26 protein-coding genes and 1 tRNA gene are annotated in these 25,011 nt (G+C 72.8%); 18 read left to right on the forward strand and 9 right to left on the reverse strand.

Going from position 1 to position 25,011, the window contains the following annotated elements; all coding sequences use genetic code 11:
- Positions 1 to 13: 13 nt before the first annotated feature.
- The 3 genes from hemC to hemB are packed head-to-tail and all read left to right on the forward strand — an operon-like array spanning position 14 to position 2,891.
- Positions 14 to 1,051 (forward strand): hydroxymethylbilane synthase, encoded by a 1,038-nt coding sequence (gene hemC / locus caldi_RS01590; RefSeq protein ID WP_264843343.1) that lies wholly within the window; start codon positions 14 to 16, stop codon positions 1,049 to 1,051.
- On the forward strand, positions 1,048 to 1,836 hold the full coding sequence (locus tag caldi_RS01595; RefSeq protein WP_264843345.1) for a uroporphyrinogen-III synthase: 789 nt from the start codon (positions 1,048 to 1,050) through the stop codon (positions 1,834 to 1,836). The genes hemC and caldi_RS01595 overlap by 4 nt, the downstream gene beginning before the upstream one ends.
- A 47-nt stretch (positions 1,837 to 1,883) precedes the next feature.
- Entirely contained in the window at positions 1,884 to 2,891 is a 1,008-nt protein-coding gene (hemB, locus tag caldi_RS01600; RefSeq protein WP_264843346.1) for a porphobilinogen synthase, read from the forward strand.
- A gap of 66 nt (positions 2,892 to 2,957) precedes the next feature.
- Here hemB and caldi_RS01605 read toward each other — a convergent pair whose 3' ends face one another.
- Both caldi_RS01605 and efeU read right to left on the reverse strand, forming a co-directional pair.
- On the reverse strand, positions 2,958 to 3,353 hold the full coding sequence (locus caldi_RS01605; RefSeq protein WP_264843347.1) for a cupredoxin domain-containing protein: 396 nt from the start codon (positions 3,351 to 3,353) through the stop codon (positions 2,958 to 2,960).
- Between the two features lie 49 nt (positions 3,354 to 3,402).
- A complete protein-coding gene (gene efeU / locus caldi_RS01610; protein ID WP_264843348.1) occupies positions 3,403 to 4,248 on the reverse strand; it encodes an iron uptake transporter permease EfeU in 846 nt (281 codons plus the stop codon).
- A 633-nt stretch (positions 4,249 to 4,881) separates the two neighbouring features.
- Here efeU and caldi_RS01615 point away from each other — a divergent pair.
- Positions 4,882 to 5,145: a YciI family protein gene (locus tag caldi_RS01615; protein ID WP_264843350.1), complete on the forward strand. Its 264-nt coding sequence runs from the start codon at positions 4,882 to 4,884 to the stop codon at positions 5,143 to 5,145.
- A 135-nt stretch (positions 5,146 to 5,280) separates the two neighbouring features.
- On the opposite strand, the gene cysK (caldi_RS01620) is transcribed toward caldi_RS01615, so the two are convergent.
- The 3 genes from cysK (caldi_RS01620) to caldi_RS01630 form a co-directional block, all read right to left on the reverse strand.
- The gene (gene cysK / locus caldi_RS01620; RefSeq protein ID WP_264843351.1) at positions 5,281 to 6,324 is read right to left on the reverse strand and encodes a cysteine synthase A; all 1,044 of its coding nucleotides are present in this window, start codon (positions 6,322 to 6,324) and stop codon (positions 5,281 to 5,283) included.
- 251 nt (positions 6,325 to 6,575) lie between these two features.
- The gene (locus caldi_RS01625; protein ID WP_264843352.1) at positions 6,576 to 6,806 is read right to left on the reverse strand and encodes a hypothetical protein; all 231 of its coding nucleotides are present in this window, start codon (positions 6,804 to 6,806) and stop codon (positions 6,576 to 6,578) included.
- Between the two features lie 100 nt (positions 6,807 to 6,906).
- Positions 6,907 to 8,127 carry an EAL domain-containing protein gene (locus tag caldi_RS01630; RefSeq protein ID WP_264843353.1) on the reverse strand — a complete coding sequence of 407 codons (1,221 nt, stop codon included), beginning with the start codon at positions 8,125 to 8,127 and terminating at the stop codon, positions 6,907 to 6,909.
- A gap of 239 nt (positions 8,128 to 8,366) precedes the next feature.
- Between caldi_RS01630 and caldi_RS01635 the strand changes: the two genes are divergently transcribed.
- The 11 genes from caldi_RS01635 (at position 8,367) to caldi_RS01685 (ending at position 19,916) form a co-directional block, all read left to right on the forward strand.
- Positions 8,367 to 10,133 (forward strand): NADH-ubiquinone oxidoreductase-F iron-sulfur binding region domain-containing protein, encoded by a 1,767-nt coding sequence (locus tag caldi_RS01635; protein WP_264843355.1) that lies wholly within the window; start codon positions 8,367 to 8,369, stop codon positions 10,131 to 10,133.
- Positions 10,130 to 10,840, forward strand: a complete 711-nt coding sequence (locus caldi_RS01640) for a 2Fe-2S iron-sulfur cluster-binding protein (protein ID WP_264843356.1) — start codon at positions 10,130 to 10,132, stop codon at positions 10,838 to 10,840. The genes caldi_RS01635 and caldi_RS01640 overlap by 4 nt, the downstream gene beginning before the upstream one ends.
- A gap of 3 nt (positions 10,841 to 10,843) precedes the next feature.
- The gene (fdhF, locus tag caldi_RS01645) at positions 10,844 to 12,898 is read left to right on the forward strand and encodes a formate dehydrogenase subunit alpha (protein WP_264843357.1); all 2,055 of its coding nucleotides are present in this window, start codon (positions 10,844 to 10,846) and stop codon (positions 12,896 to 12,898) included.
- Between the two features lie 64 nt (positions 12,899 to 12,962).
- Positions 12,963 to 13,763, forward strand: a complete 801-nt coding sequence (locus caldi_RS01650; protein WP_264843358.1) for an undecaprenyl-diphosphate phosphatase — start codon at positions 12,963 to 12,965, stop codon at positions 13,761 to 13,763.
- A 132-nt stretch (positions 13,764 to 13,895) separates the two neighbouring features.
- Positions 13,896 to 14,366: a hypothetical protein gene (locus tag caldi_RS01655; RefSeq protein WP_264843359.1), complete on the forward strand. Its 471-nt coding sequence runs from the start codon at positions 13,896 to 13,898 to the stop codon at positions 14,364 to 14,366.
- Between the two features lie 26 nt (positions 14,367 to 14,392).
- On the forward strand, positions 14,393 to 14,803 hold the full coding sequence (locus tag caldi_RS01660) for a hypothetical protein (RefSeq protein WP_264843360.1): 411 nt from the start codon (positions 14,393 to 14,395) through the stop codon (positions 14,801 to 14,803).
- 88 nt (positions 14,804 to 14,891) lie between these two features.
- Positions 14,892 to 15,347, forward strand: a complete 456-nt coding sequence (locus caldi_RS01665; protein WP_264843362.1) for a hypothetical protein — start codon at positions 14,892 to 14,894, stop codon at positions 15,345 to 15,347.
- Between the two features lie 170 nt (positions 15,348 to 15,517).
- The gene (locus tag caldi_RS01670) at positions 15,518 to 17,167 is read left to right on the forward strand and encodes an acyl-CoA mutase large subunit family protein (RefSeq protein WP_264843363.1); all 1,650 of its coding nucleotides are present in this window, start codon (positions 15,518 to 15,520) and stop codon (positions 17,165 to 17,167) included.
- Between the two features lies 1 nt (position 17,168).
- Positions 17,169 to 17,567 carry a cobalamin B12-binding domain-containing protein gene (locus tag caldi_RS01675; RefSeq protein ID WP_264843364.1) on the forward strand — a complete coding sequence of 133 codons (399 nt, stop codon included), beginning with the start codon at positions 17,169 to 17,171 and terminating at the stop codon, positions 17,565 to 17,567.
- Between the two features lie 3 nt (positions 17,568 to 17,570).
- Positions 17,571 to 18,731 carry a methylmalonyl Co-A mutase-associated GTPase MeaB gene (gene meaB / locus caldi_RS01680; RefSeq protein ID WP_264843365.1) on the forward strand — a complete coding sequence of 387 codons (1,161 nt, stop codon included), beginning with the start codon at positions 17,571 to 17,573 and terminating at the stop codon, positions 18,729 to 18,731.
- Between the two features lie 18 nt (positions 18,732 to 18,749).
- Positions 18,750 to 19,916 (forward strand): acyl-CoA dehydrogenase, encoded by a 1,167-nt coding sequence (locus tag caldi_RS01685; RefSeq protein WP_264843366.1) that lies wholly within the window; start codon positions 18,750 to 18,752, stop codon positions 19,914 to 19,916.
- Positions 19,917 to 19,949: 33 nt separating this feature from the next.
- Here caldi_RS01685 and caldi_RS01690 read toward each other — a convergent pair whose 3' ends face one another.
- The 3 genes from caldi_RS01690 to caldi_RS01700 form a co-directional block, all read right to left on the reverse strand.
- The gene (locus caldi_RS01690) at positions 19,950 to 20,558 is read right to left on the reverse strand and encodes a methyltransferase domain-containing protein (RefSeq protein WP_264843367.1); all 609 of its coding nucleotides are present in this window, start codon (positions 20,556 to 20,558) and stop codon (positions 19,950 to 19,952) included.
- A 254-nt stretch (positions 20,559 to 20,812) separates the two neighbouring features.
- The gene (locus tag caldi_RS01695; RefSeq protein ID WP_264843368.1) at positions 20,813 to 21,322 is read right to left on the reverse strand and encodes a hypothetical protein; all 510 of its coding nucleotides are present in this window, start codon (positions 21,320 to 21,322) and stop codon (positions 20,813 to 20,815) included.
- Between the two features lie 94 nt (positions 21,323 to 21,416).
- Positions 21,417 to 21,511: transfer RNA gene (locus caldi_RS01700), tRNA-OTHER, on the reverse strand.
- Positions 21,512 to 21,654: 143 nt separating this feature from the next.
- On the opposite strand from caldi_RS01700, the gene caldi_RS01705 reads away from it, so the two are divergent.
- A complete protein-coding gene (locus caldi_RS01705; RefSeq protein ID WP_264843369.1) occupies positions 21,655 to 22,185 on the forward strand; it encodes a hypothetical protein in 531 nt (176 codons plus the stop codon).
- 54 nt (positions 22,186 to 22,239) lie between these two features.
- Here the strand turns inward: caldi_RS01705 and caldi_RS01710 are convergent, their stop codons facing one another.
- Positions 22,240 to 22,518 carry a hypothetical protein gene (locus caldi_RS01710; RefSeq protein ID WP_264843370.1) on the reverse strand — a complete coding sequence of 93 codons (279 nt, stop codon included), beginning with the start codon at positions 22,516 to 22,518 and terminating at the stop codon, positions 22,240 to 22,242.
- 265 nt (positions 22,519 to 22,783) lie between these two features.
- Here caldi_RS01710 and cysK (caldi_RS01715) point away from each other — a divergent pair, with 265 nt between their 5' ends.
- A complete protein-coding gene (gene cysK, locus caldi_RS01715) occupies positions 22,784 to 23,710 on the forward strand; it encodes a cysteine synthase A (protein WP_264843371.1) in 927 nt (308 codons plus the stop codon).
- 25 nt (positions 23,711 to 23,735) lie between these two features.
- The gene (locus caldi_RS01720) at positions 23,736 to 24,875 is read left to right on the forward strand and encodes a trans-sulfuration enzyme family protein (RefSeq protein ID WP_264843372.1); all 1,140 of its coding nucleotides are present in this window, start codon (positions 23,736 to 23,738) and stop codon (positions 24,873 to 24,875) included.
- Positions 24,876 to 25,011 lie beyond the last annotated feature (136 nt).

Genomic DNA, 25,011 nt, shown 5'->3' on the forward strand with positions numbered 1-25,011 from the left:
GCAGGTCCGGGAGGTGAGCGTCCTGCGGACGATCCGGGTGGCCACGCGGGGCAGCCGCCTGGCGCTGGCGCAGACGGAATGGGTCGTGGCACGGCTCCGGGAGGCGCACCCGGGGCTCGACTTTCAGGTGGTCACCTTGCGGACGGCGGGCGATCGCACGCAGCGGGCGGGCATCCCCCTGAGCCGGGTCGGGGGCAAGGGCCTCTTCACCCGGGAGCTGGAGGAGGCCCTCCTGGATGGCCGCGTGGACCTGGCCGTCCACAGCCTCAAGGACCTGCCGTCCGACCTGCCATCCGGCCTGACGCTCGGCTGCGTGCCGCCCCGCGAGGACCCGCGGGACGCGCTGCTCAGCCCCGACGGCCGGGGCCTTCGTGACCTGGCCCCCGGCACGCGGGTGGGGACGTCGAGCCTCCGCCGCACGGCGCAGCTGCGCCGGCTGCGCCCGGACCTCGAGCTGGCACCGGTGCGGGGGAACGTGGACACCCGGCTGCGCAAGCTGGCCACCGGCCAGTACGGCGCCCTCGTCATGGCGGCGGCCGGCCTGCACCGGCTGGGCCTCAGGGACCGGATCAGCGCGTACCTGGCGCCGGAGGAGTGCCTGCCGGCAGCCGGGCAGGGAGCGCTGGGCATCGAGGTGCGCGACGGAGACGAGGCGATCCTGGCGCTCCTGCGCCCCCTTCACGACCCGGTCACCGCTGCCGCCGTCCGGGCCGAGCGGGCCTTTCTCGCCCGCCTGACCGAGGAACTGGAGGGCCGGGGGCCGGTACCCGGCGACCCGGCGGCCGGCGTGCCCGGCCAGGCCCCGCCGCTCTCCGGCACGTGCCAGGTGCCGGTGGCGGCCCACGCCGCGCTGGACGGCGACCGGCTGCACCTGCACGGACTCGTCGCCCTGCCGGACGGCAGCCGGGTGGTGAAAGCGGCCGGTGACGGGCCGGCGGACGCCCCCGAGCAGCTCGGCCGGGCCGTGGCGGAGACGGTGCTGAGGACGGGCGGCCGGCAGATGCTCCGGCAGGCCCACGGCCTGGCCGGCGAGGAGGGGGAGTCGCCGTGACGGGCGGCGCACCCGGACCCCTCGCCGGGCGGCGGGTCCTCATCACCCGGGCGGCCGGGGAGGGCCGCAGCCTGGCCGAGGCGATCCGGCGGCTGGGCGGCGAGCCGTGGGAAGTGCCGGTGATCGCCATCGCCGGCCCTCCCGACCCCGCACAGGTGGCCGCCGCAGCGGCCCGCTTGCCGGAGTACGGTTGGGTGGTCTTCACGAGCCGGCACGGGGTCGAGCGGCTCGTGGCCGTACTGGAGGCAGCCGGGGTGGGCGCGCAGGCCCTGCGTGACTGCCGGCTGGTCGCCGTCGGGCCGGCGACCGCCCGGGCGCTCGAGGGGGAGGGTCTGGCGGCCGTACGCCTGCCGGAGTCACCCGATGCGACAGGCGTCCTGCGGCTGCTCCTCCAGGAGGTCCGTCCCGGCGACCGCGTCCTGGTGGTGCGGCCGCTGGAGGCGGCCATGGACCTGGCGACGCCCCTGCGGGCTGCCGGGGCGGAGGTCGACGAGGTGGTGGCGTACCGGACCGTCCCCGCCCTGCCGGCGGGAGCACTGGCCCCGGCGCTGAGGGAGCGGCCGGTACATTACGTGACGTTCACGAGCGGCTCGACGGTGCGTGCCCTGCTGGACGCCGCCGGCGGGCCGGGGGCCCTGCAGGGCGTGCGGGTGGCCTGCATCGGGCCGCGGACGGCCGAGGCGGCGCAGCGACTCGGACTCACGGTGCACGTGGTCGGGCCGGGGAACTCGGTGGAGGCGCTGGCGGAGGCGATCGGCGCCGACGCGGCGCGACATGCCGGCTGAGGCAGGCCGGCCGGCCCTGGGGAGAACGCCGACGGAGGTGCAGGATCGTGGCGGTGGAGAGCATCCGGGTGGGGACAGGCTTCCCGGTCCAGCGGCCGAGGCGGCTCCGGGCGAGCGAGACCATCCGGCGCCTGGTGCAGGAGACGCGCCTCGGCACGGACGACCTCATCTACCCGCTCTTCGTGGTGCCGGGCACGGGCGTGCGCGAGGAGATCGATGCGATGCCCGGCCAGTACCACCTCTCGGTGGACATGCTGCTGCGCCGGGTGGAGGAGAGCCTCGGCCTCGGAGTCCGCGCGTGCATCCTCTTCGGGATCCCCGAGCACAAGGACGCGACGGGATCGAGCGCCTTCGACCCGCAGGGCCCCGTGCAGCGGGCGATCCGGGAGATCAAGGCGCGCTTCCCGGAGATGTACGTCATCACCGACGTGTGCCTGTGCGAGTACACCGACCACGGCCACTGCGGGGTCGTACAGGACGGGCGCGTCGCCAACGACCCGACCCTGGACCTCCTCGCCCGCGAGGCGCTGAGCCACGCGGAGGCCGGCGCCGACATGGTGGCGCCCTCCGACATGATGGACGGCCGGGTGGCGGCGATCCGCAAGGCGCTCGACGAGAACGGGTTCGAGGAGATCCCCATCATGGCGTACTCGGCGAAGTACGCGTCTGCCTACTACGGGCCGTTCCGGGTGGCGGCGCAGTCGGCGCCCCGGTTCGGGGACCGGCGCTCGTACCAGATGGATCCCCCGAACGCCCGGGAGGCGCTGAAAGAGGTCGAGCTGGACATCGCCGAAGGCGCGGACATCGTCATGGTCAAGCCCGCCCTGGCGTATCTGGACGTCCTCTGGCGGGTCAAGGAGGCCACGAAGGTCCCCGTCGCCTGCTACAACGTCTCCGGCGAGTACGCCATGGTGAAGGCGGCGGCGCAGCGAGGCTGGATCGACGAGCGCCGGGTCGTCCTGGAGACGCTCACGGGCATGAAGCGCGCGGGCGCAGACCTCATCCTCACCTACCACGCGCTCGACGTGGCCCGCTGGCTGCGGGAGGATGCGTAGCGGCGAAGGGCCGGCCCCAGCGTGGGGGCCGGCCCTTCGCCGTCTCGGACGACCCGGTGACCGCCGCTACTCGGCGACCACGATGGTCCCGACCATGCCCGCTTCCTTGTGGCCGGGGAGGTCGCAGACGAACTCGATCTCGCCGGGGGTCCTGGGTGCCGTCCACTCGACGGTGCGGGTCTTGCCGGGCGGTACGACGATCTCTTCGAGCCCGCCTTCCTCGCCCTCGAACTCGTGGTCCTGGGTGCCCCTGTTCTCCACCGCGAACCGGATGCGCTCGCCGGGCTTGACCGTGATCCGGGAGGGCTCGAAGCCCATCTTGGCCCCGTTCTCGATGGCCGCCACCCGGATCTCCCGGGGGCCTGCCCCGGCGCCCGCTGCGGTGGCGCCGGGCTCCCTGCCGCAGGCGCTGAGAAGGCTCGCCCCGAGAACCGTCAAGATGAGTGCGGTCTGTATCTTCACGAACCCATACCTCCGAGGAGTTGTGTCCTTTCGGATGCGGTCAGGCGGGTCAGGCCCGCACGGGCGGGGTCTGCCCGGCCGGCCGGGCGGGGCGCGCCGGCCGCAGGTAGAGGCCCCCGGCCACGAGCAGGTAACCGAGGTGGGCGATCACCTGCACCAGGCTGGGGCTGGAGTCGTACCCGAAGAGCGCCGCGAGGAGCCGGCCCACGGTGCCGGTGTCGCTCACGATGTCGTACGTGTCCCACACGTGGGGGATGATCGGCGGCACCAAGCCGACCTCATGAAGCTCCTTGAACGCGTTCGACAGGAGCCCCGCCGCGAACAGGATCAGGAGGAGTCCGGTGTACAGGAAGAAGCGCCGCAGGTCCAGACGGACCGAGCCGCGGTAGAGGAGGTATCCCAGGAAGGCGGCCACCGCCAGGCCGAGCACCCCGAGGCCGGAGTAGGTCACGCCGCTCCCCGCCTGCATGGCCCCGGCCGCCAGGAACAGGACGGTTTCGAGCCCCTCCCGGACGACCACGGAGAAGGCGAGGACGCCGAGGGCGATGCGCGAGCCCCGCGAGAGGGCCTCGTCCACCTCGCGGTGCAGCTGGGCCTTGAGGTGCCGGGCGTGGGACCCCATCCAGAACACCATGTAGGTGAGCACGCCGACGGCCAGGAACATCGCAGCGGCCTCGAAGATGTCCATGGCGGCGCCGCTCAGTTCGCCCACGGTGCCCATGATCGCCAACCCGCCGCCCACGCTCAGGGCCAGGGCCGCGGCCACGCCGGCCCAGATGGGGGCCAGGCCGTCCGGCCGCCCGATCTTGTGCAGGTAGGCGACCAGGATGCCGATGATCAGTGCCGCCTCGAGCCCCTCACGCAGGGTGATGATGAAGGCGTAGATGGGGGCCACCTCCCGTGAGAATGATTCTCAGCATCACCGCAGCCCGGTTCTTATGGTAGCCATGGCACGGGCCTATCGTCAAGCGATCAAATGTGTCACTCGAGCATAGACCAGGCCGGGTGGCGGACCGATCCGCAGCCGGTTCCCGCGGGCGGTTGCGCCGGGGCGGGACTGATCGGCGCGGCAGCCTGCCCACCTGACGCCGGCCTGCCCGGCCGCGCCGGCTGGTGTCCCGGCTGCCGGCACCGGTCGCCATCCGCCGGGACGACGTGCGCTTTCTGCACGCCGGGTGGCGCGCAGAAATCGCGCTTTGGCGCCCACGAACCGCCCGAATCGGCGACGTACCGGGGCCAACTGGCACATCCTGCACGGCTGCGCCGCTGCAGACGCGGCCAACGCGCGAAAACTGCCCCCCCACCCCGGGGGTAGCCAGTGCACGTTGGCTCGGAGGCGGATCGGGAGCCCGGCCCCGCCGGCCCCCCGGCCCTCCGCCGGGGCGCCGGCGGTCGGCGGTGGCCGGGGGCAGGCAGCGGCGGGTCCGATCTCGAACCATTACGGCGCCATGGAGCATGGCACCACCGAGTGCGTCGCCACGGAATGCGTCGCCACGGGGTGCGTCACCACGGAATCGGAGGGATCTCCATGAAATACGCGGCCTTCATCCACTACGTCGCGGACCAGGACAAGGTCCAGTCCGTGCGGCCCGCCCACCGGGAGTACCTCAGCCGGGTCAAGGCGCAGGGCAAGCTGTGGGCTTCCGGCCCGTTCACCGACGGTAGCGGCGCCCTGATCATCTACGAGGCGGAGAGCGAGGAGGAGGCCCGCCGGCTGCTGGAGGACGACCCGTTCCACAAGAGCGGCGTCTTCGCCTCCTGGGAGCTTCGCCCCTGGCAGCAGGTGTTCTGAAGCCGTACGGAGCGCCGGAGGCCGGCCGGACCGCAGTCCGGGCAGGTCGTGGCGGCCGGGAAGGCCAGCCAGGCCTTGCCACGGAGGACGCGATGGACGTGGCGGGCATACGGCACCCGCGGTCTGTCCTTCGAGTCAGCGGAGGATCTCCCAGACCCTGCGCTTCTCCTCCAGCCGGGCGACGTCGGCCGCCGGCAGCGGGTGCGGCCGGTCCGGCACCTCGATCTGCCGCTCGGGCTCGAAGAGCTCGGTGGAGAAGTAGCGCCGGCCGTCGTCGTTGACCATGGTCACGATGAGCCGGAACTCCGGGTGCGCCCGCGCCACCTTGAGCACGGCGGCCACGTTGCACCCGCTCGAGATGCCGCAGAAGATGCCCTCCCGGCGGCTGAGCTGTTTCGCCATCTCGATGGACTCGTCCGAGGTGGTGGTCACCACCCCGTCGATCAGGTCCAGGTCGAGGTTCTTGGGCACGAACCCGTCGCCGATCCCTTCGATCTTGTGCGAGCCCCACCCGCCGCCGGAGAGGATGGCGCACTCGGCGGGCTCGACGGCGTAGATCCGGACGGCAGGGTTCTTCTCCTTCAGGAAGCGCGCCACCCCGGAGAGCGTGCCGCCGGTGCCCTGGCTGGCGACGAACGCGTCCACCCGGCCTTCGGTCTGCTCCCAGATCTCCGGGCCGGTGGTGAGGTAATGGGCCTCGACGTTGTCATCGTTGTCGAACTGGCCGACCTCCCAGTACTTGCCCGGCTCCCTCGCCTTCAGCTCACGGACCTTTGCCAGGACGAGGTCGACGTCGCTCTCCGCCCCGGGGGTGAGGATCAGCTCCGCCCCGTAGGCCCGGATCGCCTTCTTGCGCTCCTCGGACATGCCCGCCGGCATGACGATGACCACCGGGTAGCCCAGCGCGGCGCCGGCGGCGGCCGTGGCGATGCCGGTGTTGCCCGTCGTCCCCTCGATGAGGGTCATGCCCGGCCGGAGCTCGCCCCGGGCCTCCGCCCGGGCGATCATGTGGCGGAGGATCCGGTCCTTGAGGCTTCCGGACGGGCTGAAGTACTCGATCTTGGCCGCGACGGTCGCACCGATACCCTCGGTGACCCGCCGCAGCCGCACGAGGGGCGTGTACCCCGCCGTGTCGAGGATGCTGTCCAGCATCCGGGCCCGTGACTGCCAGTTGAGCACCGCAACCACTCCCTCCGGGTTTCCGTGCTTAGCCCGGCGTACGGGGGAGAAACCGGCCATGGCCGGCCTCGCCCGCGAACTGCCCGTCCGCCGCCACGGCGCGTCGCCGCATCAGGATGCAACGTGCCGCGCTGTCCCGCGCAACCAGGTCGGTGCCGGTGCCGGGGGTTACGACGCCCTCACGGGGTACCGCTCCCGGCCGAAGGCCCCGGGCGCGACCGCCCGGGGCCTCGTGGTGGCAAGCGAAACGCTCACGGTTCGTCGTGCCGGTACGTGACGTCGCTCCGGGCCGGCTCGTGCAGGTCCTCGCCCTGCCGGCGGGCCGGGTTCGTGCTGGAGACCCGGAAGTCCAGCGTCCGGAGCATGGCCTCCTCCTGGGTCCGGGGCATGTCTCCGGCGAACTGGTCGAGCCGTGACGGCTTCGCCCGCTTGTTGGGAGCATTCCGGGCACGGCCGGGGTCTTCGCCGCGAGTCTCGCTCAAGACGGATCGCCACCTCCGGCATGAACGGCGTTCACTCCGGTGGTCCCTGCCGTAGTATGGCCGCGGCGGGTGCCCCGGCAGTCGGCGGGGACGCCGCCCGCTAGCGGATGGCGATGGCCACCGGCGGCCGGGGCGCCGGGCGGGCGATGAGGTAGCCCTGCGCCAGATCGACCCCGATCCGGCGCAGGGCGTCGAGTTCTGCCCGCGTCTCGACCCCCTCGGCCACCACCTGCACCCCCACCCGGCGGGCGAAGTGCACCAGACCGGCCGCCAGGGCCTCCTGCCACGGACTCCGGTCGATGCCCCGCACGATCTCCATGTCCAGCTTGATGTAGTCCGGCTTGACCGCCAGGAGGGCCCGGAGACCCGAGTCGCCCGCCCCAAGGTCGTCGATGGCGACGAGACCTCCCATCCGGCGGAAGCCCTCCAGCGCCTCCAGGAAGTCCGGGCTCCGGTTGAGGACGGTGCGCTCGGTCACCTCGAGAACGATCTCGGAGGCGTGGACCCCGCTCCGAAGGAGTTCGGAGAGGGGACAGGAGCGATCGGCGATCGGGACCCGGGCGTCGACGTTGAGGAAGAGCTTCGTCCCGGACGGCAAGAGGCGCTGCTTGGCCTGGAGCGCTGTGGCCCGGGCGAGACGCTCCAGCACGTAGAGCACGCCCGCTTCCTCCGCCGCCCTGTAGAAGCGGTCCGGGCGCTCGACCTCCGTCCCGCGGGGCCCGCGCAGGAGCCCCTCGTACCCGACCACGGCCCCGGTGGCCAGGGACACGATGGGCTGGAAGTGTACGGAGACCTGTCGCCGGGTGAGCACCCGGAGGACGGTGAGCGGCCCGTGGTCGATCGCCGGCAGGGCGCTGTCCGCGCTGCGGGAGCCCGCCGCGCCCACGCTGAGGAGCACGTGGACCGGCCCGCCCGACGTGAGGAACTCGACCGCATGGAACGTGACCGGGCGCGAGACGAACGCCTCGCCCGGCCGCACGAGCTGCGGGACCGTCACCGTCGCCTCGTGGCCCCGGTCGCTGAGGCGGGAGGCGCCGCCCGCCGCCACGAGGTTGGCCAGTTCGGCGACCACGCTCTCGGCCATGGAGGACGGCGAACCGTCCCGGGCGTCGCCGCTCAGGCGCGTCGCCGTCTCACGGCTCGTCGAGGTCAAGATGAGGCCGCTCACCCGGCCGACCACCGCCACGAGAGCGGAGACGTCGTCCGGGGCGGCCTGGAGCTGGACCCGGGACTGAGGACCCGCCTTCACCGGGCCACCCGTCATGTTGGCCAGTGCGGACAGCGCAGCTTCGAGAAACAAGTCGACGAATGAGTGTGGCATCCACCGTTGCTCCCGATCGCCAGCTCGGGTGGCCGGGCGGCGGCCTCACCGGCCACCGGCCACCGGCCCCGGCAGCCGTTCCCTGGCGCAGTAAAATTCTCCGGGTCCGGGGCTGGATTCCTGCTGCAGCAGAACCGTTCGTTTGCCGGTTTGCTCGCGGACTCGCCAGGATTTCGGTTTCCGTGGGCGAAAAGGCAAGACGGGTCAGACCGTTTTGGCCCCTCGGGGAGGTGGTTCACGTGCCCGGAGGGCGGCACCGGACACGGCGGGAGTCCCTGCCCGCACCCCCGGCGGAAGTGCAGGAGGCGCTGGACCGGGCGCTCCGTCCCTTCGGCGACCGGCCGGCGCGGGACCGCGCGCTGCCCGTCCTGCAGGCAGCCCACCGGGCTGCCGGCGCGCTGTCACCGCCGGTCCTGGCCTACGTGAGCGAGCGCACCCGCCTGCCCCTCGCCCACCTGACCGCCCTGGTCACCTTCTACGAGGAACTGACCATCGACCCCGGCGGCCGGCCGGTGCTGCGGGTTTGTGACGACGTCGCCTGCCGGCTCGGGGGGCGGGCGGAGCGCGTCCTGGCGGCGGCCCGGGCGAGCGGGCGGTTCACCGTTCACCCCACGGCCTGCCTGGGCGCGTGCGACCGCGGGCCGGCGGCGCTCCTGGAGGGCGAGCTGGTGGCTCCGGTCGATCCCGAGGCACTCCCGGACCCGAACTCCGTGGGGGACCCGTCGCGCCGGGCGCCGGGCGGGGCGCGGCACGGCTGGCTGCCGGGCCACGCGCCCCGGCTCCTCAGGCGCTGCGGGCAGGTCGACCCCGAGTCTGCCGAGGCATACCGGGCGGCCGGGGGGTTCCGTGGCCTGGAGCGGGCGCTCGCCATGGACCCCGACGCGGTGATCGCCGCCGTGCGGGAGGCCGGCCTCCTGGGCCGGGGCGGTGCCGCCTTCCCGACGGGCGCCAAGTGGGAGGCGGCCCGGCGCGCCCCGGGCCAACCGAAGTACGTCGTGGTCAACGCCGACGAGTCGGAGCCGGGCGCGTACACGAACCGGAAGCTCCTGGAAGAAGACCCCTTCGCCGTCCTGGAGGGGATGCTGATCGCCGCCCATGCGGTGGGGGCTAGCCGGGGCTACGTCTACGTCCGCGGGGAGTACGCGCTGGCGACCCGGCGGGTCGAGCGGGCCCTGGCCGCCCTCCGCCGGCTCGGCTGGCTGGGCCCTGACGCCCTGGGCCACGGGCGGCCCTTCGACGTCGAGCTGCGCCGGGGCGCAGGCGCCTACGTGTGCGGGGAGGAGACGGCTCTCTTCGCCTCGATCGAGGGGTACCGGGGCGAGCCGCGGCCGAAACCGCCCTTCCCCACCACACACGGTCTCTTCGGCAAGCCCACGGTTGTCCAGAACGTGGAGACCCTGGCGTGCGTGACCCTCATCCTGGCGGAAGGCCCGGACGGCTTCCGGGCGGCGCAGCCGAAGCTCTTCTCGGTCAGCGGGCACGTGCGCCGGCCGGGCGTGTACGAGGTCCCCCTCGGCACCCCGCTGCGCCGGCTCCTGGAGGACTGCGCCGGCGGGGTAGAGGGGGAGCTGCAGGCCGTGCTGATCGGGGGGGCGGCCGGGATGTTCCTGCGCCCCGACCAGATCGACGTGCCGCTCGACCACGAGCCCCTGCGGGCCGCCGGGGCGACGCTGGGCGCCGGGGCGGTGCTGGTGCTGAACCACACCGTCGACCTGTGGCGAGACGTCGCGCTCCGGGTCGCGCGCTTCTTCGCCGACGAGTCCTGCGGCCAGTGCGTCCCGTGCCGGATCGGGACCGCCCGGCAGCTCGAGCGGGTCGCCGCCATGGCCGGACGGGGCGGGCGGAGCGACGACCTGGCCGTCCTGGAGCAGCTGGGGGCCGTGATGGCCGACGCCTCGATCTGCGGCCTCGGTCAGAGCGCGTCGTGGGCGGTCCTGAGCCTGGCGCGGCAGTTCGGGCTGCCGGCTGCGCCCGCCGCGCCGGCGGAAGGGGGGAAGGAGCGGTGAGCGAGACGGTGACCCTGACGGTGGACGGGCGTCCCGTGACGGTCCCGGCCGGCTCGACCCTGCGCGAGGCGGCGCAGGCCGCCGGCGTGCACGTGCCGGTGCTGTGCTGGCACCCGCAGGTCCGCACCGGCTCGAACTGCCGGGTGTGCGTGGTGGAGGTGGCTGGCAACCGGACCCTGGTCCCCTCCTGCAGCCGGCAGGCGGAGCCGGGGATGGAGGTCCGCACGGACTCCGAGCGCGTGCGGCGGGCCCGGCGGGTGGTGCTGGAACTCCTCCTCTCGGAGGCCGACGCCTCGCAGGCGCCGGAGCTGCTGGCGTACGCCGCCCACTACGGGGCGGATCCGGGCCGCTTCGGTGAGATCACCGCCCGAAAGCGGAGGGAGCCGATCCGGGACAACCCGTTCTTCGTGCGCGACTACGCCCGCTGCATCCTCTGCCGGCGGTGCACCGAGGTGTGCGGGGTGGGCGTCCAGCATACGTTCGCGATCGAGATCGCCGGTCGTGGAAACCGGGCGGCGATCGCCACCGGGGGCACGGGCCTCCTCCCCGACTCCCCCTGCGTCTTCTGCGGCAACTGCGTGGGCGCGTGTCCGACCGGGGCGCTGGTGCCGGTGGCGGAGTTCGAGGCCCGCCGCGACGGCATCTGGCCCCGGGAGCCCGCCCTGCGCTGGTCGCCGGCGACCGGCTTCGTGGCGGAGGAGGTGTGACCCGTGCGGCCCGTCGTGACCACCTGCTCATACTGCGGCGTGGGGTGCACGCTGGAGGTGCGTACCCTCCGGGGCCGGATCGTGAAGGTCACGTCGCCCCCGGATGCCCCGGCGAACCGCGGGAACCTCTGCGTGAAGGGCCGCTTCGGGCACGACTACGTGACGAGCCCGGATCGCCTGACCCGGCCACTCGTCCGCCGGGGCGACCGCCGGACGGGGCGACTCGAGCCGGCCTCCTGGGAGGAGGCCCTGGACCTCGTCGCCCGCCGGCTGGCGTCGGTGCGGGAGCGGTACGGCCCCGGCGCGGTGGCCGGCTTCAGCTCCGCGAAGTGCACGAACGAGGAGAACTACCTCTTCCAGAAGTTCCTGCGCGCCGTGATCGGCACCCACAACGTCGACCACTGCGCCCGGCTCTGCCACGCCTCGAGCGTCGTGGCGATGAACCTGGCCCTGGGGGCCACGGCGATGACGAACTCGATCGGCGAGATCCGCGACCATGCCGACGTCATCCTGGTGACCGGGTCGAACACGTCGGAGAACCACCCCATCGTCGCGCTGGAGATGAAGGCCGCCGTGGCGCGGGGAGCCCGCCTGATCCTCATCGACCCGCGGGAGATCGAACTCGCCCGCTTCGCCACGGTCTGGCTGCGGCAGCGGCCCGGGACCGACGTCGCGGTGCTGAGCGGCCTGGCGCACGTGATCATCCGTGACGGGCTCTGGAACCGGGAGTTCGTCGAGCGCTTCACGGAGGGCTTCGAGGAACTGGCCGCGGCCGTGGCGCACTACACGCCCCAGGTCGTGGAGGCGCTGAGCGGGGTGCCGGCCCGGGACGTCGAGGAGGCCGCCCGCCTCTACGCCACCTCGCCCGCCGCGGCCATCTTCTGGGGGATGGGCATCTCCCAGCACACCACCGGCACCGACAACGCCCTGGCGCTGGTGAACCTGGCGCTGCTCTGCGGCCAGCTCGGCCGCCCTGGCACCGGCCTGAACCCCCTCCGGGGGCAGAACAACGTCCAGGGCGCGGGCGACATGGGGGCGCTGCCCCACGTGCTCCCCGGGTACGTGCCGGTGACCGACGCGGAGGGCCGGCGCCGCTTCGAGGCGCTGTGGGGCGTCCGGCTGCCGGAGGCGCCGGGCCTCACCGCCACCGAGGTCACCGAGGCCGCCTGCGACGGCCGGGTGCGGGCCCTCTACGTCATGGGGGAGAACCCCGCCCTGACCGACGCCAACCTGAACCACGTCCGGCACTGCCTGGAGCAGCTCGAGTTCCTCGTGGTGCAGGACATCTTCCTGACCGAGACCGCCGCCATGGCCGACGTGGTGCTACCCGCCTGGTCCTGGGCCGAGAAGGACGGCACCTTCACGAGCACCGAGCGGCGGGTCCAGCGCGTGCGCCGGTTCCTCGATCCGCCGGGGGAGGCGCGGGCGGACTGGGACATCCTCTCCGACCTGGCGCGCCGGCTGGGGTCCGACTGGCGCTACGACTCGGCGGAGGCGATCTTCGAGGAGATCCGGCGCGCCGTGCCGGCGTACGCCGGGATCACCTACGCGCGGATCGAGGAGCGCGGCCTGCAGTGGCCGTGCCCCGCCGAGGACCACCCCGGCACCCCGTACCTCTTCGCCGGCGGCCTGCCCCGGGGGCGCGGCCGCTTCCACCCCGTGGGCTACCTCGACCCGGCCGAGCTGCCCGACGACGAGTTCCCGCTGATCCTCATCACCGGCCGGGTCCTCTACCACTGGCACGGCGGGGTGATCAGCCGGCGCAGCGCGGGCCTGAACGAGATCTACCCCGAGGCGCTGGTGGAGCTCCACCCGGACGACGCCGCCCGGCTGGGCGTGCACGACGGCCAGATGGTGCGGGTGCGCTCCCGCCGGGGGGAGGTCACCGCTGCGGCGAGGGTGACCGAGCGTTCCCGGCCGGGCAGCGTCTTCCTGACGTTCCACTTCGCCGAGGCGGCCGCCAACCTCCTCACCAACGACGCCCTCGACCCCCGCGCCCGGATCCCCGAGTTCAAGGTCGCCGCGGTGGCGGTGGAGGCCGTGGCCCGGTCGCGTTGACAGATCCGGGCGACAGCCCGTATGCTGGCGGAGGTGCATGTCCGGGACGGACGGGGAGGCGTGGGTGTTGACACTCGTGCAGGCAGCGGTGCTGGGGATCGTGCAGGGCATCACGGAGTTCCTGCCGATCTCGAGCACCGCTCACCTTTACCTGGTCCCGTGGCTGCTCGGCTGGCCCGAGCACAGCCTGGCCTTCGACGTCGGCCTGCACATGGGCACGCTGGTGGCCGTGACGGCCGTGTTCTGGCGGGATCTGCTCGACCTGGCCCTGGCAGCGGTCCGGGAAGGGATGCGGACCTCCCGGGGCCGGCTGGCGTGGGGGATCGCCGCCGGTACGGTCCCGGCGGCGCTGGCCGGCCTGATCCTGGAGGACGTGGTCGAGGAGGTCCTCCGCTCGCCGCTGGTGATGGCCGCCTCGCTGGCCGTGCTCGGGGTGGTGCTGTGGCAGGTGGACCGGCGCGCGGCCCGCGGCCGGCGGCTGGACCAGGTGGGGTTCGCCGACGTCGTGTACGTCGGATTCGCCCAGATGCTGGCGCTGGTCCCCGGCGTGTCCCGCTCCGGCATCACGATGACGGCGGGGCTCCTGGAGGGGCTGGAGCGGGAGGCCGCCGCACGGATCTCCTTCCTGCTGTCGTTCCCCGTGATCCTGGGGGCGGGAGTGCTGAAGCTGCCGGACATCGGCGGCGGAGCGGGCGATCCGGCCTTCTGGACGGGGGTCCTGACCTCGTCCGTGACGGGCTTCCTGGCGATCCGCTACCTGCTGGCCTACCTGCGCCGCGGCAGCTACAGCGTCTTCGCCGCATACCGGGTGGGTCTCGCCGTCCTGGTCGTGCTCTCCTACGCCCTGGGCTACCGGGGGTCCTGACCGGTCCCGTCCGGATCGCCTCCAGCCACGTCGCCGCCGCCGGTTTCACCACCGGCGGCGGTTGACATAGTCTGGAGTGGAGATACCGCACCTCCCGGGTACTGCCCGCTTCAGGAGGGAGGGGTTCGCCTCATGACCGTGGACTCGGTCAAGTGGGGTCCCGCGTCCCGGGGGTCCCCGGGGTCCGCGGGGGTGACGCAGGTACAGGTGGTACCCACGTCCGCTTCGGTGGCCACGTTCCGCCCGCCGGGCACGGTCCGCTCCGTATCGTTCGAGTTCCAGCAGGTCCAGGCCGGCCCGGCCGCCGCCTCCCAGCCCGCCCCCGGGGGCATGACCCAGGGTGTTCCCCCCGTGAGCGGCGGCGGGCTGGCAGCCGTCCCGATGTCGCCGCTGGTCCCCCTGGCCGACCCGCTGGCGTCGCTGCTGCTCCTGGGCGCCCTGACTTCGCCCATCGCCGCGCTCGCCGCCGCGCCCTTGGCCTTCCTGGACCCGGCGGCGCTGATGGCCATGGGCGCCGGGGTCAGCCCGTGGGTCCTCGGCTTCGACCCCAGCGTCCTGGCCGGGCCCCTCGCGATGGGCCTCGGTCTCTCCCTGTTCATGTGACCCGAGGATCGAAGGAGGTACACCCCATGCCGGCTCCCAGCCTTCCCCAGGCGGCCGCGGCCGCAGCGGCCCCCGTGAACCCGGCCCTGCAGTCCTTCGTCAACCCGGTCGCCCAGCTGGCGCAGCTGAACCCGATCGCCGCGCTGGCCGCCCTCAGCCCGGTGTCGGCCGTCTCGGCCCTGGGCCCCGCCCTGCGGTTCCTCAACCCGGCCCTGAACCCGGCCGCCGCCCTCCTGGCCTTCAACCCGGCGGCCGCGCCCACACTGGCGATCACGAACCCGGCGCTGGCGTCGCTGGTCAGCCCGCTGGCGGCTCTCAGTCTCCTGGGGTTCGGCGGGATCAGCCCGTTCGGCTTCGGCGGCTTCCCGATCAGCTCCTTCGGCTTTGGCGGTTTCCCGATCAGCCCCTTCGGGTTCGGCCTGCCGATCATCATCTGACCAACCCCGGGGCCGTGCGGCACCGCGACCCCGCTGCGCCGGGTCCGGTGCCGCGCGGCGCGGCCTGTACCGGCCGAGGTGACAGGCGGTGGCCGAAGCGAAAGGCGGAGTCCCGCCGCCCCTGGCGGTATTCGTCGACCCCGTGCACATGCTGGCGGCCATCCACCCGCTGCTGGCGCTGGCCGCGCTCTCGCCGTCCGCTGCGGTGGTGGCGGCCAGCAACCTCATGGACCTCTTCAGCCCCGCGCAGAACCCGGTGGCGGCTCTGGTGGCGTTCCAGCTCGGGTGGGAGTGGGCCAGCCGCCTGGCTGCCGGCGGGGAGTCCGGAGCTTCACGGTCGGGGTCGGGCGGCACCCAAACCGCCACGCTCCCTCGTCCGGGGCAGCCGGGTCCCGTCCCGGCGGACCAGGCGGCGCTCTTCCTCGCCACCGTCCTGGCGGCGGCGCGCGCCGGCGCCGCGCCCGTCACGGTCCCGCCGGCCGCGTCGCTCCTCTCGCTGGCGGTGCTGGGAGGCCCGTGGGCGCCGCAGTGGATCCTCCTCTGACGGAAGCGGGCCGGATGGCCTGTCGCCGGCCCGCTCCGTGCCTTGTCCGGAGCCGCGCCGGGCAGGAGGGAACTTGCGAAAGCCCGCCGAATACTGACGATAATCGGTGGGGTATTTTGCCCCCGCGCTCTACCAAACGGTTGGTCAATCGGCCGGGAGGAATGGTGGACATGGCGGAGAAGCACGACGGCCCGGGCGGCGCCGGCCGGGACACGGGCGAGTGGGCGGAGCGCAAGCTCCGCTTCGCCGGGGTGTCGGATCGCGAGGTGAAGCGGGTCTACCGGCCGGAGGACATCGCCGGCCTGGACTACGCGCGCGACCTGGGCGACCCCGGTGAGTACCCGTTCACCCGGGGCGTGTACCCCACCATGTACCGGGGCCGGCTGTGGACCATGCGCCAGTTCGCCGGGTTCGGCACGGCCGAGGAGACGAACGCGCGCTTCAAGTACCTCCTCCAGACCGGCCAGACGGGCCTCTCCATCGCCTTCGACATGCCTACCCTGCTCGGCTACGACTCCGACCACCCCTTCGCCAACGGCGAGGTGGGGAAGCTCGGCGTGGCCATCGACAGCCTGCGGGACTTCGAGATCCTGATGGACGGCATCCCCCTGGACAAGGTCTCCACCTCGATGACCATCAACCCGCCGGCGAGCATCATGCTGGCGATGTACCTGGTGGTGGCCGAGCAGCAGGGGGTGGGCTGGGATCAGGTCTCCGGCACGATCCAGAACGACATCCTGAAGGACTACATCGCCCAGAAGACCTACATCTACCCGCCGGAGCCGTCCGTGCGGCTCATCGTCGACACCATCGAGTTCTGCACGCGCCACGTGCCGAAGTGGAACACGATCTCCATCTCCGGCTACCACATCCGGGAGGCCGGCGCCACGGCGGCGCAGGAGCTGGCCTTCACCCTGGCGGACGGGATGTACTACGTGGAGGCTGCCATGGCCCGGGGGCTCGACGTGGACGAGTTCGCCCCGCGCCTCTCCTTCTTCTTCGACGTGCACAACGACTTCTTCGAGGAGATCGCGAAGTTCCGGGCGGCGCGGCGGCTCTGGGCCCGGATCATGCGCGAGAAGTACGGGGCGAAGAACCCGCGCTCGTGGATGCTCCGCACCCACGCGCAGACGGCGGGGGTGAGCCTCACCGCGCAGCAGCCGGAGAACAACATCGTGCGGGTGGCCATCCAGGCGCTCGCGGCGGTGCTGGGTGGGACCCAGAGCCTGCACACGAACTCCTACGACGAGGCGCTGGCCCTCCCCACGGAGGAGGCCGTTCGGATCGCCCTGCGGACCCAGCAGATCATCGCCGAGGAGACCGGGGTCGCGAACACGATCGACCCGCTCGCCGGTTCGTACTACGTCGAGTCGCTCACGAACCAGCTGGAGGAGGAGGCCCAGGCGTACTTCCGCAAGATCGAGGCGCTGGGCGGGGTGGTGAAGGCCATCGAGAAGGGCTTCTTCCAGCGGGAGATCGCCGACAGCGCCTACCGCTTCCAGCGCCGCCTCAAGTCCGGCGACTACGTCGTGGTGGGCGTGAACAAGTACGCCGACCCGAACGAGAAGGTCAGGACCAAGATCCTCAAGATCAACCCCGAGGTCCAGCGGCGCCAGATCGAGCGGGTGCGGGAGGTGCGGGCCCGCCGTGATCCGGCCCGGGCGCAGAAGGCGCTGGCCGAGCTGCGCAAGGCCTCGCAGAGCAGCGAGAACCTCATGCCGTACATCCTGGAGTGTGTCCGCGCTTACTGCACGGAGGGCGAGATCGCCGGGGTCTGGCGCGAGGTGTGGGGCGAGTGGCGCGAGGAGGCCATCTACTGACATGGACCGCAAGATCCGGGTGCTGGTCGCCAAGCTGGGACTGGACGCGCACGACCGCGGCGCGAAGGTCATCGCCCGGGCCTACCGCGACGCGGGCTTCGAGGTGATCTACACGGGACTGTACCAGCGGCCGGAGCAGGTCGCCGAGGCGGCCATCCAGGAGGACGTGGACGTGGTGGCGATCTCGAGCCTGGCTGGCGCCCACAACACGCTCATCCCCGAGCTGATCCGCCACCTGCGCGAGCAGGGGGCGGACGACGTCCTGGTGCTGGCGGGGGGCGTGATCCCGGAGGACGACATCCCGTTTCTGAAGGAGCAGGGCGTGGCCGGGATCTTCGGCCCCGGCTCCGACCTGGACGAGATCATCGAGTTCACCCGGCAGAACGTGAGGCGTGTGTAGCCCATGCAGATATACGAGCGCTTCATCCAGGGGGACCGGCGCGCCCTGGCCCGGGCCATCACGCTGGCCGAGAACGGGGCGCCCGAGGCGACGGCGCTCATCCGCGACGTCTTCGGCCGGACCGGACGGGCCCACGTGATCGGGGTGACGGGCCCGCCCGGGGCGGGGAAGTCCACCCTGGTGGACCGGCTGGCCGTGGCGCTGAGGGCCCGGGGCCGGACGGTGGCGATCGTGGCCGTCGACCCATCGAGCCCCTTCTCCGGGGGCGCCATCCTCGGTGACCGCATCCGGATGCAGCACTCCCTCGCCGACCCCGGCATCTTCATGCGGAGCCTGGCGAGCCGGGGCCACCTGGGCGGCCTCTCCCTGGCGACGGCCGACGTGGTGCTGCTCCTCGACGCCTTCGGCTTCGACGTGATCCTGGTCGAGACCGTGGGTGCGGGTCAGTCCGAGGTCGAGATCATGGGGCTCGCCCACACCACCCTTGTGGTGCTGGTGCCGGGCCTGGGCGACGACATCCAGGCGATCAAGGCCGGCATCCTCGAGATCGGCGACGTGTTCGCGGTGAACAAGGCCGACCGCGAAGGGGCGGACCGGACCGTCACCGAGATCGAGATGATGCTCGACCTGGGCCACGTGGGGGAACCCGGGATGAACCGCTGGCCGCAGGACGCCCGGGTGCCTGCCGCGGCCGGATACCAGGGTCTGGAGCGGCTCGACCCGCGCGGTCACCACGCCGACCTGCACGCGCTCCCCGAGGGGGTAGCCAGGGGGCCGGCGGCGGCCACGGGGCTCATGACGGCCGCCATGCGCCACACGGCCGCGCGGCACGGCCTGCCGGCGCCCGGCGCGATCTCCTGGCGGCCGCCCGTGGTGCGGACGGTGGCCCGGGACGACCGGGGCACCGAGGAACTGGTCGACCGCCTGCTCGAGCACCTCGCGTTCCTGCGCGAGTCGGGGCGGTGGGACGCCCGCCTGCGCCTGGACGCCGAGGCGCGCCTCCGCGAGCTCGTGTCGCTGTACGCCACCCGGGCGGTGCTCGGGCGCGCCTCGGAGTCCGGCGACCTGGAGCGGCTGGCGGGGGCCGTGGCGGCACGGGAGGTCGACCCGTACACGGCGGCGGAGACGCTCCTCTCCCGCCACCTGGGCGAGCCGCCGGGGTGACGCACAGGAGGGACCCGCATGAACTTCTTCCTCACCGACGAGCAACAGGCGCTGCGCGAGGCGGTGCGGGAGTTCGCCGAGGAGGAGATCGCCCCCCGCTCCGCCGAGTACAACCGGCGCCACGAGTTCCCGCGGGACAACTTCCGGCGTCTGGCGGAGCTTGGCTACCTGAACATGCAGCTCCCGGAGAAGTACGGCGGGCAGGGGCTCGACTGGGTCAGCTACACGATCGTGGTGGAGGAACTCGCCCGGGCATGCGCGGCCACGGCGGTGATCTACGAGGTCCACTCTTCCCTGCACTCCGAGGCCATCTACCGCTTCGGCACCGAGGAGCAGCGCATGCGCTACCTGCCCCGGCTCTCCCGGGGCGAACTCCTGGGCGCGTACGCGCTGACGGAGCCCGGGGCCGGTTCCGACGCGGCGGCGATCCAGACCCGGGCCGAGCGGCGCGGCGACGTGTACGTCCTGAACGGGCAGAAGGCGTTCATCACGAGCGGCGGGGTGGCGGACAGCTACATCGTCTTCGCCCGCACGGACCCCGCGCCGGGCCACCGCGGGATCACGGCGTTCATCGTCGAGAAGGGTGCGCCGGGCCTGCGCTTCGGCCCGCCGGAGCGGAAGATGGGCCTCCACGCCTCGCCGACCACCGCCATGTACCTGGAGGACTGCCGGGTCCCCGTGGCCAACCGGCTGGGGGACGAGGGGCAGGGTTTCGCCATCGCCATGGCGATCCTGGACCGGGGGCGGGTCGGCATCGGCGCCCAGGCGGTCGGGATCGCCCAGGCGGCGCTGGACGACGCTCTCGCCTACGCCCGGCAGCGCCACACGTTCGGCAAGCCGATCGCCGAGCACCAGGCCATCGCCTTCAAGCTGGCCGACATGGCGACGGAGATCGACGCCGCCCGGCTCCTGGTCTACCGCGCGGCCTTCCTGCTGGGACAGGGGCGCCCCTGCCGCAGGGAGGTGTCGATGGCCAAGCTCTTCGCCTCGGAGGTCGCGATGCGGGCGACCACCGAGGCCGTGCAGATCCTCGGCGGCTACGGGTACATGGAGGACTACCGGGTCGAGCGCCTCATGCGCGAGGCGAAGGTGACCCAGATCTACGAGGGCACGTCGGAGATCCAGCGGATCGTGATCAGCCGGGAACTGCTCCGGGGGCTGCGGGAGGAGGCCGCGGTCCGCTGACGGCGACGCTCGCCCGGACACGCCGTGTCGCGCTCAGGAGGTGCCGGCCGGCGGCCGGCGGGCCACCAGCGTGGCCAGCCCCCGGACCGCATCCTCTCCGTAGTGCAGGACCTCCCAGTCCCGGAAGGTATCGAGGAGTTCCCCGGGCCTCAGCGTGTGGTCCGGCCGGTGGCGGAGCCCCGGCCCGGCGGCGTAGAAGCTGTGGTAGAACACGACGCCGCCGGGCCGCACCGCGCGGCGGATGTGCGGCAGCAGCGGGCGGTGGAGGTAGAGGGTGACGACCACCAGGTCGTACGCTTGGGGAGGGATGTCGACCGGGCCCGCCTCCAGGTCGACCTGGCGGGTGCGCAGCCGGTCCCGGTTCCCGGCGGGGACCTCCTCCCGCAGGATGCGGAGGCCCTCGTCGCTGACGTCCCAGGCGTCGACCTCGTAGCCCAGGCTCAGGAGGTAGAGGGTGTTCCGCCCGGCGCCGCAGGCCAGGTCGAGGGCGCGCAGCGGTCGCCCCGGCGGCCGGGAAGTCGCGTGGGGCAAGAGGTGGGACAGTTCGACCAGGCGGGGGCTGGGTAGCCGGGAGAACTCCCCGGCGGCGTAGCGGCGGTTCCAGCGCTCCTGCGCGCTCTCGGGCTCAGGGGCCTCGGGCACGGCACGCCCCTCCTCCACGTCGCCTCCATCATAGCACGAGGCGCGCGGCGTGGGGCCCGATCGCTGCCGCGCTGCGTATGCCCGCGGGGGTCACGACTGCAACCCCGAAATACGGGCCTTGCGTTGCCGACCCGCCAGTGTGGCGCGGCCGGCCCGTCGCCATGACTAGGTCGGACAGGCGGTGTCGCGCAGGACCGCACCCGCCGTTTGGGGCAGGTGCGGTCGCGCACGCGTCCCGCCGCCCGGCGGATGCCTCAGAGGCCGAGGGAGAGCAGGAGCGCTGTCGTGTCGTCCAGGACGCCCAGCGGCCCCGTCACGGCGATACCGGGCACGCCGAAGAAGGGGGTGCCGAAGACGGCCGCGAACTGGCCGGTGAGGATCGGGTTCACCGCCACCTGAGCCAGCAGGGCCGGGCATGCGGCCATGATGGAGGCGACGGTCGGGTTGGCGAGGAGGAGGTTCACCAGCTGGATGTTGGCGGCCACCTGCGCGGCCAGGGTCGGGTTGGCCCGCAGCACGGCGGCCAGGCTGGGGTTCACGGTGGAGATCAGGTTGATGAGCTGCTGGGCGGTCAGGGAAACCCCGATCGCGCTGGGGCCCACAGCCGGAGCCACGGTCGGGATCGCCGCCGGAGCCGTGAGGCCGGTGATCCCGGTCACGGCGGGCGGTACCGCCGCCGGCGGGCAGTTGACCACCACCGTGGGTGCCGCCGCCGGGGTCACCGGGGTGACGCGGACCTCGGTCACGCCGCCTCTCTTGTCCATGCTTTCACCTCCGGGGCAGAGAGGCTCACGGGTATCTTATGTAAAGCCCCGGCCAGCGGCGCGCCGCGGCCCCGGCGGCCGGCGAGATGGAACATGGAGGCCGCGGATGGGAGTCGAACCCATCTCCGGACGCTGTGGTCCGGACGCCAGGGTTTGCAGCCCCGGGGGAACACCGGTTCCATCGCGGCCAGGCTCATTTTACCCCGGCTGCGCGCTCCGTCCCCCGCACCGCGAGGCTTGTCCCGGCGGTCGTAGCGCTCGGAGGGAAGCCGAACCCGCACGGAGAATCCCTCCTGGCAACTGCCGGACAGCGGGCGTGGAGGGGAGCAGGGGTGGATCAGGAGCTGCGAGAGTACCTCGACAGGCGCTTCGGAGGGGTCGAAGAGCGGATCGGGCGTGTCGAGGAGCGAATCGGCCGCGTCGAAGGGCGCCTGAGCCGACTGGAAGAGCGCATCGGAGGAGTGGAGGGAAGCCTCGAGCATCTGGGAGGCCGCCTCGACAGGGTGGAGGAGCGCCTCGACGGCATGGCCCGGCGCCTCGACGGGGTGGAGGAGCGCCTCGGCGGCGTGGAGGAGCGCGTCGGCAGCGTGGAGGCGCGCGTCGGGCGTGCAGAAGAAGAGCTGAGGGCCCTGCACGCCGAAACCGGCCGTGTCGGAACCAATCTGGACTCGCTGCAAGACCAGGTTCGACTCGTGGCGGAGAGCCACTCGATCCTGTACGGGGCCATCGACCGCCAGTACGAGGAAGTGAGGGCCGAGATGCGGGACGTGCGCTCTCTGCTCAAGGTGTGGAACGAGCTGGTCCCGCTGCGGCTGCGCGATGTCGAGGAGCGGATCCGCGAGCGGGCCGGCCCTGCGTCGTGACCGGGCCGGCAGGCCCGGCACCCGGTCCTGGAGGGCTGGCTGGCCAGAGCGCCGCTACCGCCGGGCGACGTACTTCTCCCGGATCCGGCGAAGCCACTCGAGCTGAGCGGCGAGCGCCTCGTCCTTCCGGGCCGCCAGGTCGGGGTTCGCCGCGGCCATGGTCTCCATGTTGCCCACGATGTCCGCTTCGACGCTGTCCAGGAACTCCGCCAGCAGCTCGGGGCTGACCGGTCCGAAATCCCCTGCGACCACCCTGTCCAGGAACTCGGTCAGGTCCGGGTGGCCGTCCATCTGAAACGCCACGTACCGATCCCGCAGTTCCTCCAGGTTCATACCGGTTCCCACCTCCGCGCGGGTCCGCACCGGAGATTGACGAGGGGCCCGTCGTAGCCGGCGCACGTCCGCCTGCCGGCGGGGCCCTCATCGTGTTCATCGCGCCTCCCGGCGATCCCTTCCGCCGGCGGGCAGGATGATACCGGCGAGGTCAGGCGCCGCGGGCAAATCCCACGTGAACAAATCGGAATTACAGTATATGATGGAGGTGGCGCCGGCACGTGCGGCAGACCCGGCGCGCAACACACGACAAGGGGTGCGTGCGGTGGCAAGGGTCGCAGAAGGCATCCGTGACCTGGTGGGCAACACGCCGCTCATGCGGCTTCGGAACATGGGTGTCCCCGACGGGGTCGAAGTCTACGCCAAGCTGGAGATGTTCAACCCCGGCGGCAGCGTGAAGGACCGGATCGGGGTGGCGATGCTGGACCGGGCGGAGGCCGAGGGCCGTCTGCGCCCGGGGGGGACGGTGATCGAGCCCACGGCCGGCAACACGGGGATCGGCCTGGCCCTGGCGGCGGTGGGCAGGGGCTACCGGGTCATCTTCGTGATGCCGCAGAAGTTCGACGGGGAGAAGTCGGCCCTCATGCGGGCCCTGGGCGCGGAGATCGTCCTCACGCCGAACGAGGAGGGGATGGCCGGGGCGATCCGCCGGGCGCACGAGCTGGCTGCGGCGATCCCGGGCAGCTTCGTGCCGAACCAGTTCGAGAACCCGGCCAACCCGGACGCCCACTACCGCACGACGGGTCCGGAGATCTGGCGCGACCTGGACGGCCGGCTCGACGTGTTCGTTGCCGGGGTGGGCAGCGGCGGCACGTTCACCGGCGTGGCCCGCTACCTCAAGGCGCAGGACCCGGCCATCCGCTGCGTGGCGGTGGAGCCGGAGGGCTCGATCATCGGCGGCGGCCCGAAGGGCACCTACAAGGTCGAAGGGATCGGCAACTGGTTCGTCCCCGCCGTGATGGACGTGTCCCTGGCCGACCGCTTTCTCCGCGTGCCGGACCGGGCCGCCTTCGACACGGTTCGGGAACTCGCCCGTCGGGAGGGGCTCCTGGTGGGGTCCTCGAGCGGGGCGGCCGTCTGGGCCGCGCTGGAGGTGGCACGGGAGTCGGCGCCCGGCACTCGCATTGCCGTGGTCCTGCCGGACTCGAGCGAGCGGTACCTGTCCCGGCGGATCTACGAGCAGGAACTCTGAGCGTGCACGTCCGGAGGTGGGATCCGTGCGATTCGCCACCCGCTGCATCCACGGTGGACCCGGGCCCGATCCCCTCACCGGGGCCGTCAACGTGCCGGTGTACCTCACGTCCACCTACCGTCAGGAGGCCATCGGCCGCCACAAGGGGTACGAGTACTCGCGCACCGGCAACCCCACCCGCGCGGCGCTGGAGCAGCTGATCGCCGGTCTCGAGGGCGGGAGCCGGGGGCTGGCCTTCGGTTCCGGGCTGGCCGCGCTCACCACGATCCTGCTCCTCTTCCAGGCCGGCGACCACCTGATCCTGGGGGACGACGTGTACGGGGGCACCTTCCGCCTGCAGGACAAGGTGTTCCGGCGCTTCGGGCTCGAGGCCACCCGGGTGGACACCACCCGCCCGGAGGCGGTGGCCGCCGCCTTCACCCCCCGCACCCGGGCGGTGCTGGTGGAGTCGCCCACCAACCCCCTGCTCAAGATCTCCGACCTGCGCGCCCTGGCCGAACTGGCCCACGCGCGTGACGCCCTCCTCATCGTGGACAACACCTTCATGACCCCCTACTTCCAGCGACCGCTCGAACTGGGCGCCGACGTGGTGTGGCACAGCGCCACCAAGTACCTGGGTGGTCACAGCGACGTGGTGCTCGGCCTCGTGGTGGCCCGCGACCCGGCGCTGGGGGAGCGGCTCGCCTTCCTCCAGAACGCGGCGGGAGCGGTGCCCGGGCCGCTGGACTGCTACCTGGTCATCCGGGGCATCGCCACCCTGCCGCTCCGGATGCAGGCCCACGAGGCGGGTGCCCGGCGGGTCGCGTCGTACCTTGCCGCCCATCCCCGCGTCCGCCGGGTCTACTACCCGGGCCTCCCGGATCACCCGGGCCGGGAGGTGCACGAGCGTCAGGCGACGGGCTACGGCGGCATGATCGCCTTCGACGTGGGCTCGGCCCGTGCGGCCGAGCGCGTGGTGGAGCGGGTCAGGCTGTTCTACCTGGCGGAGAGCCTCGGCGGGGTGGAGAGCCTCATCGAGGTGCCCTCCCGCATGACCCACGGCTCGCTGCCCGCCGAGGTCCGGGAGGCCCTCGGGATCACGGACGGGCTCATCCGCCTCTCGGTGGGGGTCGAGGACCCCGAGGACCTCGTCGCCGACCTCGACCAGGCGCTGGCGGGCATCTGAGGGCCGCGGCAGGGCGCCGCCCCGGTGACCGGGCCGTCCGGGAGGAAGTGCCAGGCCGGTGGGCGAAACTCGTTCCAAGCGGTGCACACAGATTACAGCACCCGTGAGGACCACCGGACCGGGGGAGAGGGGCCGG

Origin of the sequence: Caldinitratiruptor microaerophilus (assembly GCF_025999835.1) — a bacterium.
Classification (GTDB): domain Bacteria; phylum Bacillota; class Sulfobacillia; order Symbiobacteriales; family ZC4RG38; genus Caldinitratiruptor; species Caldinitratiruptor microaerophilus.

Bases quoted from the DNA above. Each gene is read 5' to 3' on its own strand.
- caldi_RS01615 (WP_264843350.1), top strand. From the start codon at position 4,882: ATGAAATACGCGGCCTTCATCCACTACGTCGCGGACCAGGACAAGGTC.
- caldi_RS01630 (WP_264843353.1), bottom strand. From the start codon at position 8,127: ATGCCACACTCATTCGTCGACTTGTTTCTCGAAGCTGCGCTGTCCGCA.
- caldi_RS01655 (WP_264843359.1), top strand. From the start codon at position 13,896: ATGACCGTGGACTCGGTCAAGTGGGGTCCCGCGTCCCGGGGGTCCCCG.
- caldi_RS01660 (WP_264843360.1), top strand. From the start codon at position 14,393: ATGCCGGCTCCCAGCCTTCCCCAGGCGGCCGCGGCCGCAGCGGCCCCC.
- caldi_RS01670 (WP_264843363.1), top strand. From the start codon at position 15,518: ATGGCGGAGAAGCACGACGGCCCGGGCGGCGCCGGCCGGGACACGGGC.
- caldi_RS01675 (WP_264843364.1), top strand. From the start codon at position 17,169: ATGGACCGCAAGATCCGGGTGCTGGTCGCCAAGCTGGGACTGGACGCG.
- meaB (WP_264843365.1), top strand. From the start codon at position 17,571: ATGCAGATATACGAGCGCTTCATCCAGGGGGACCGGCGCGCCCTGGCC.
- caldi_RS01685 (WP_264843366.1), top strand. From the start codon at position 18,750: ATGAACTTCTTCCTCACCGACGAGCAACAGGCGCTGCGCGAGGCGGTG.
- caldi_RS01695 (WP_264843368.1), bottom strand. From the start codon at position 21,322: ATGGACAAGAGAGGCGGCGTGACCGAGGTCCGCGTCACCCCGGTGACC.
- caldi_RS01710 (WP_264843370.1), bottom strand. From the start codon at position 22,518: ATGAACCTGGAGGAACTGCGGGATCGGTACGTGGCGTTTCAGATGGAC.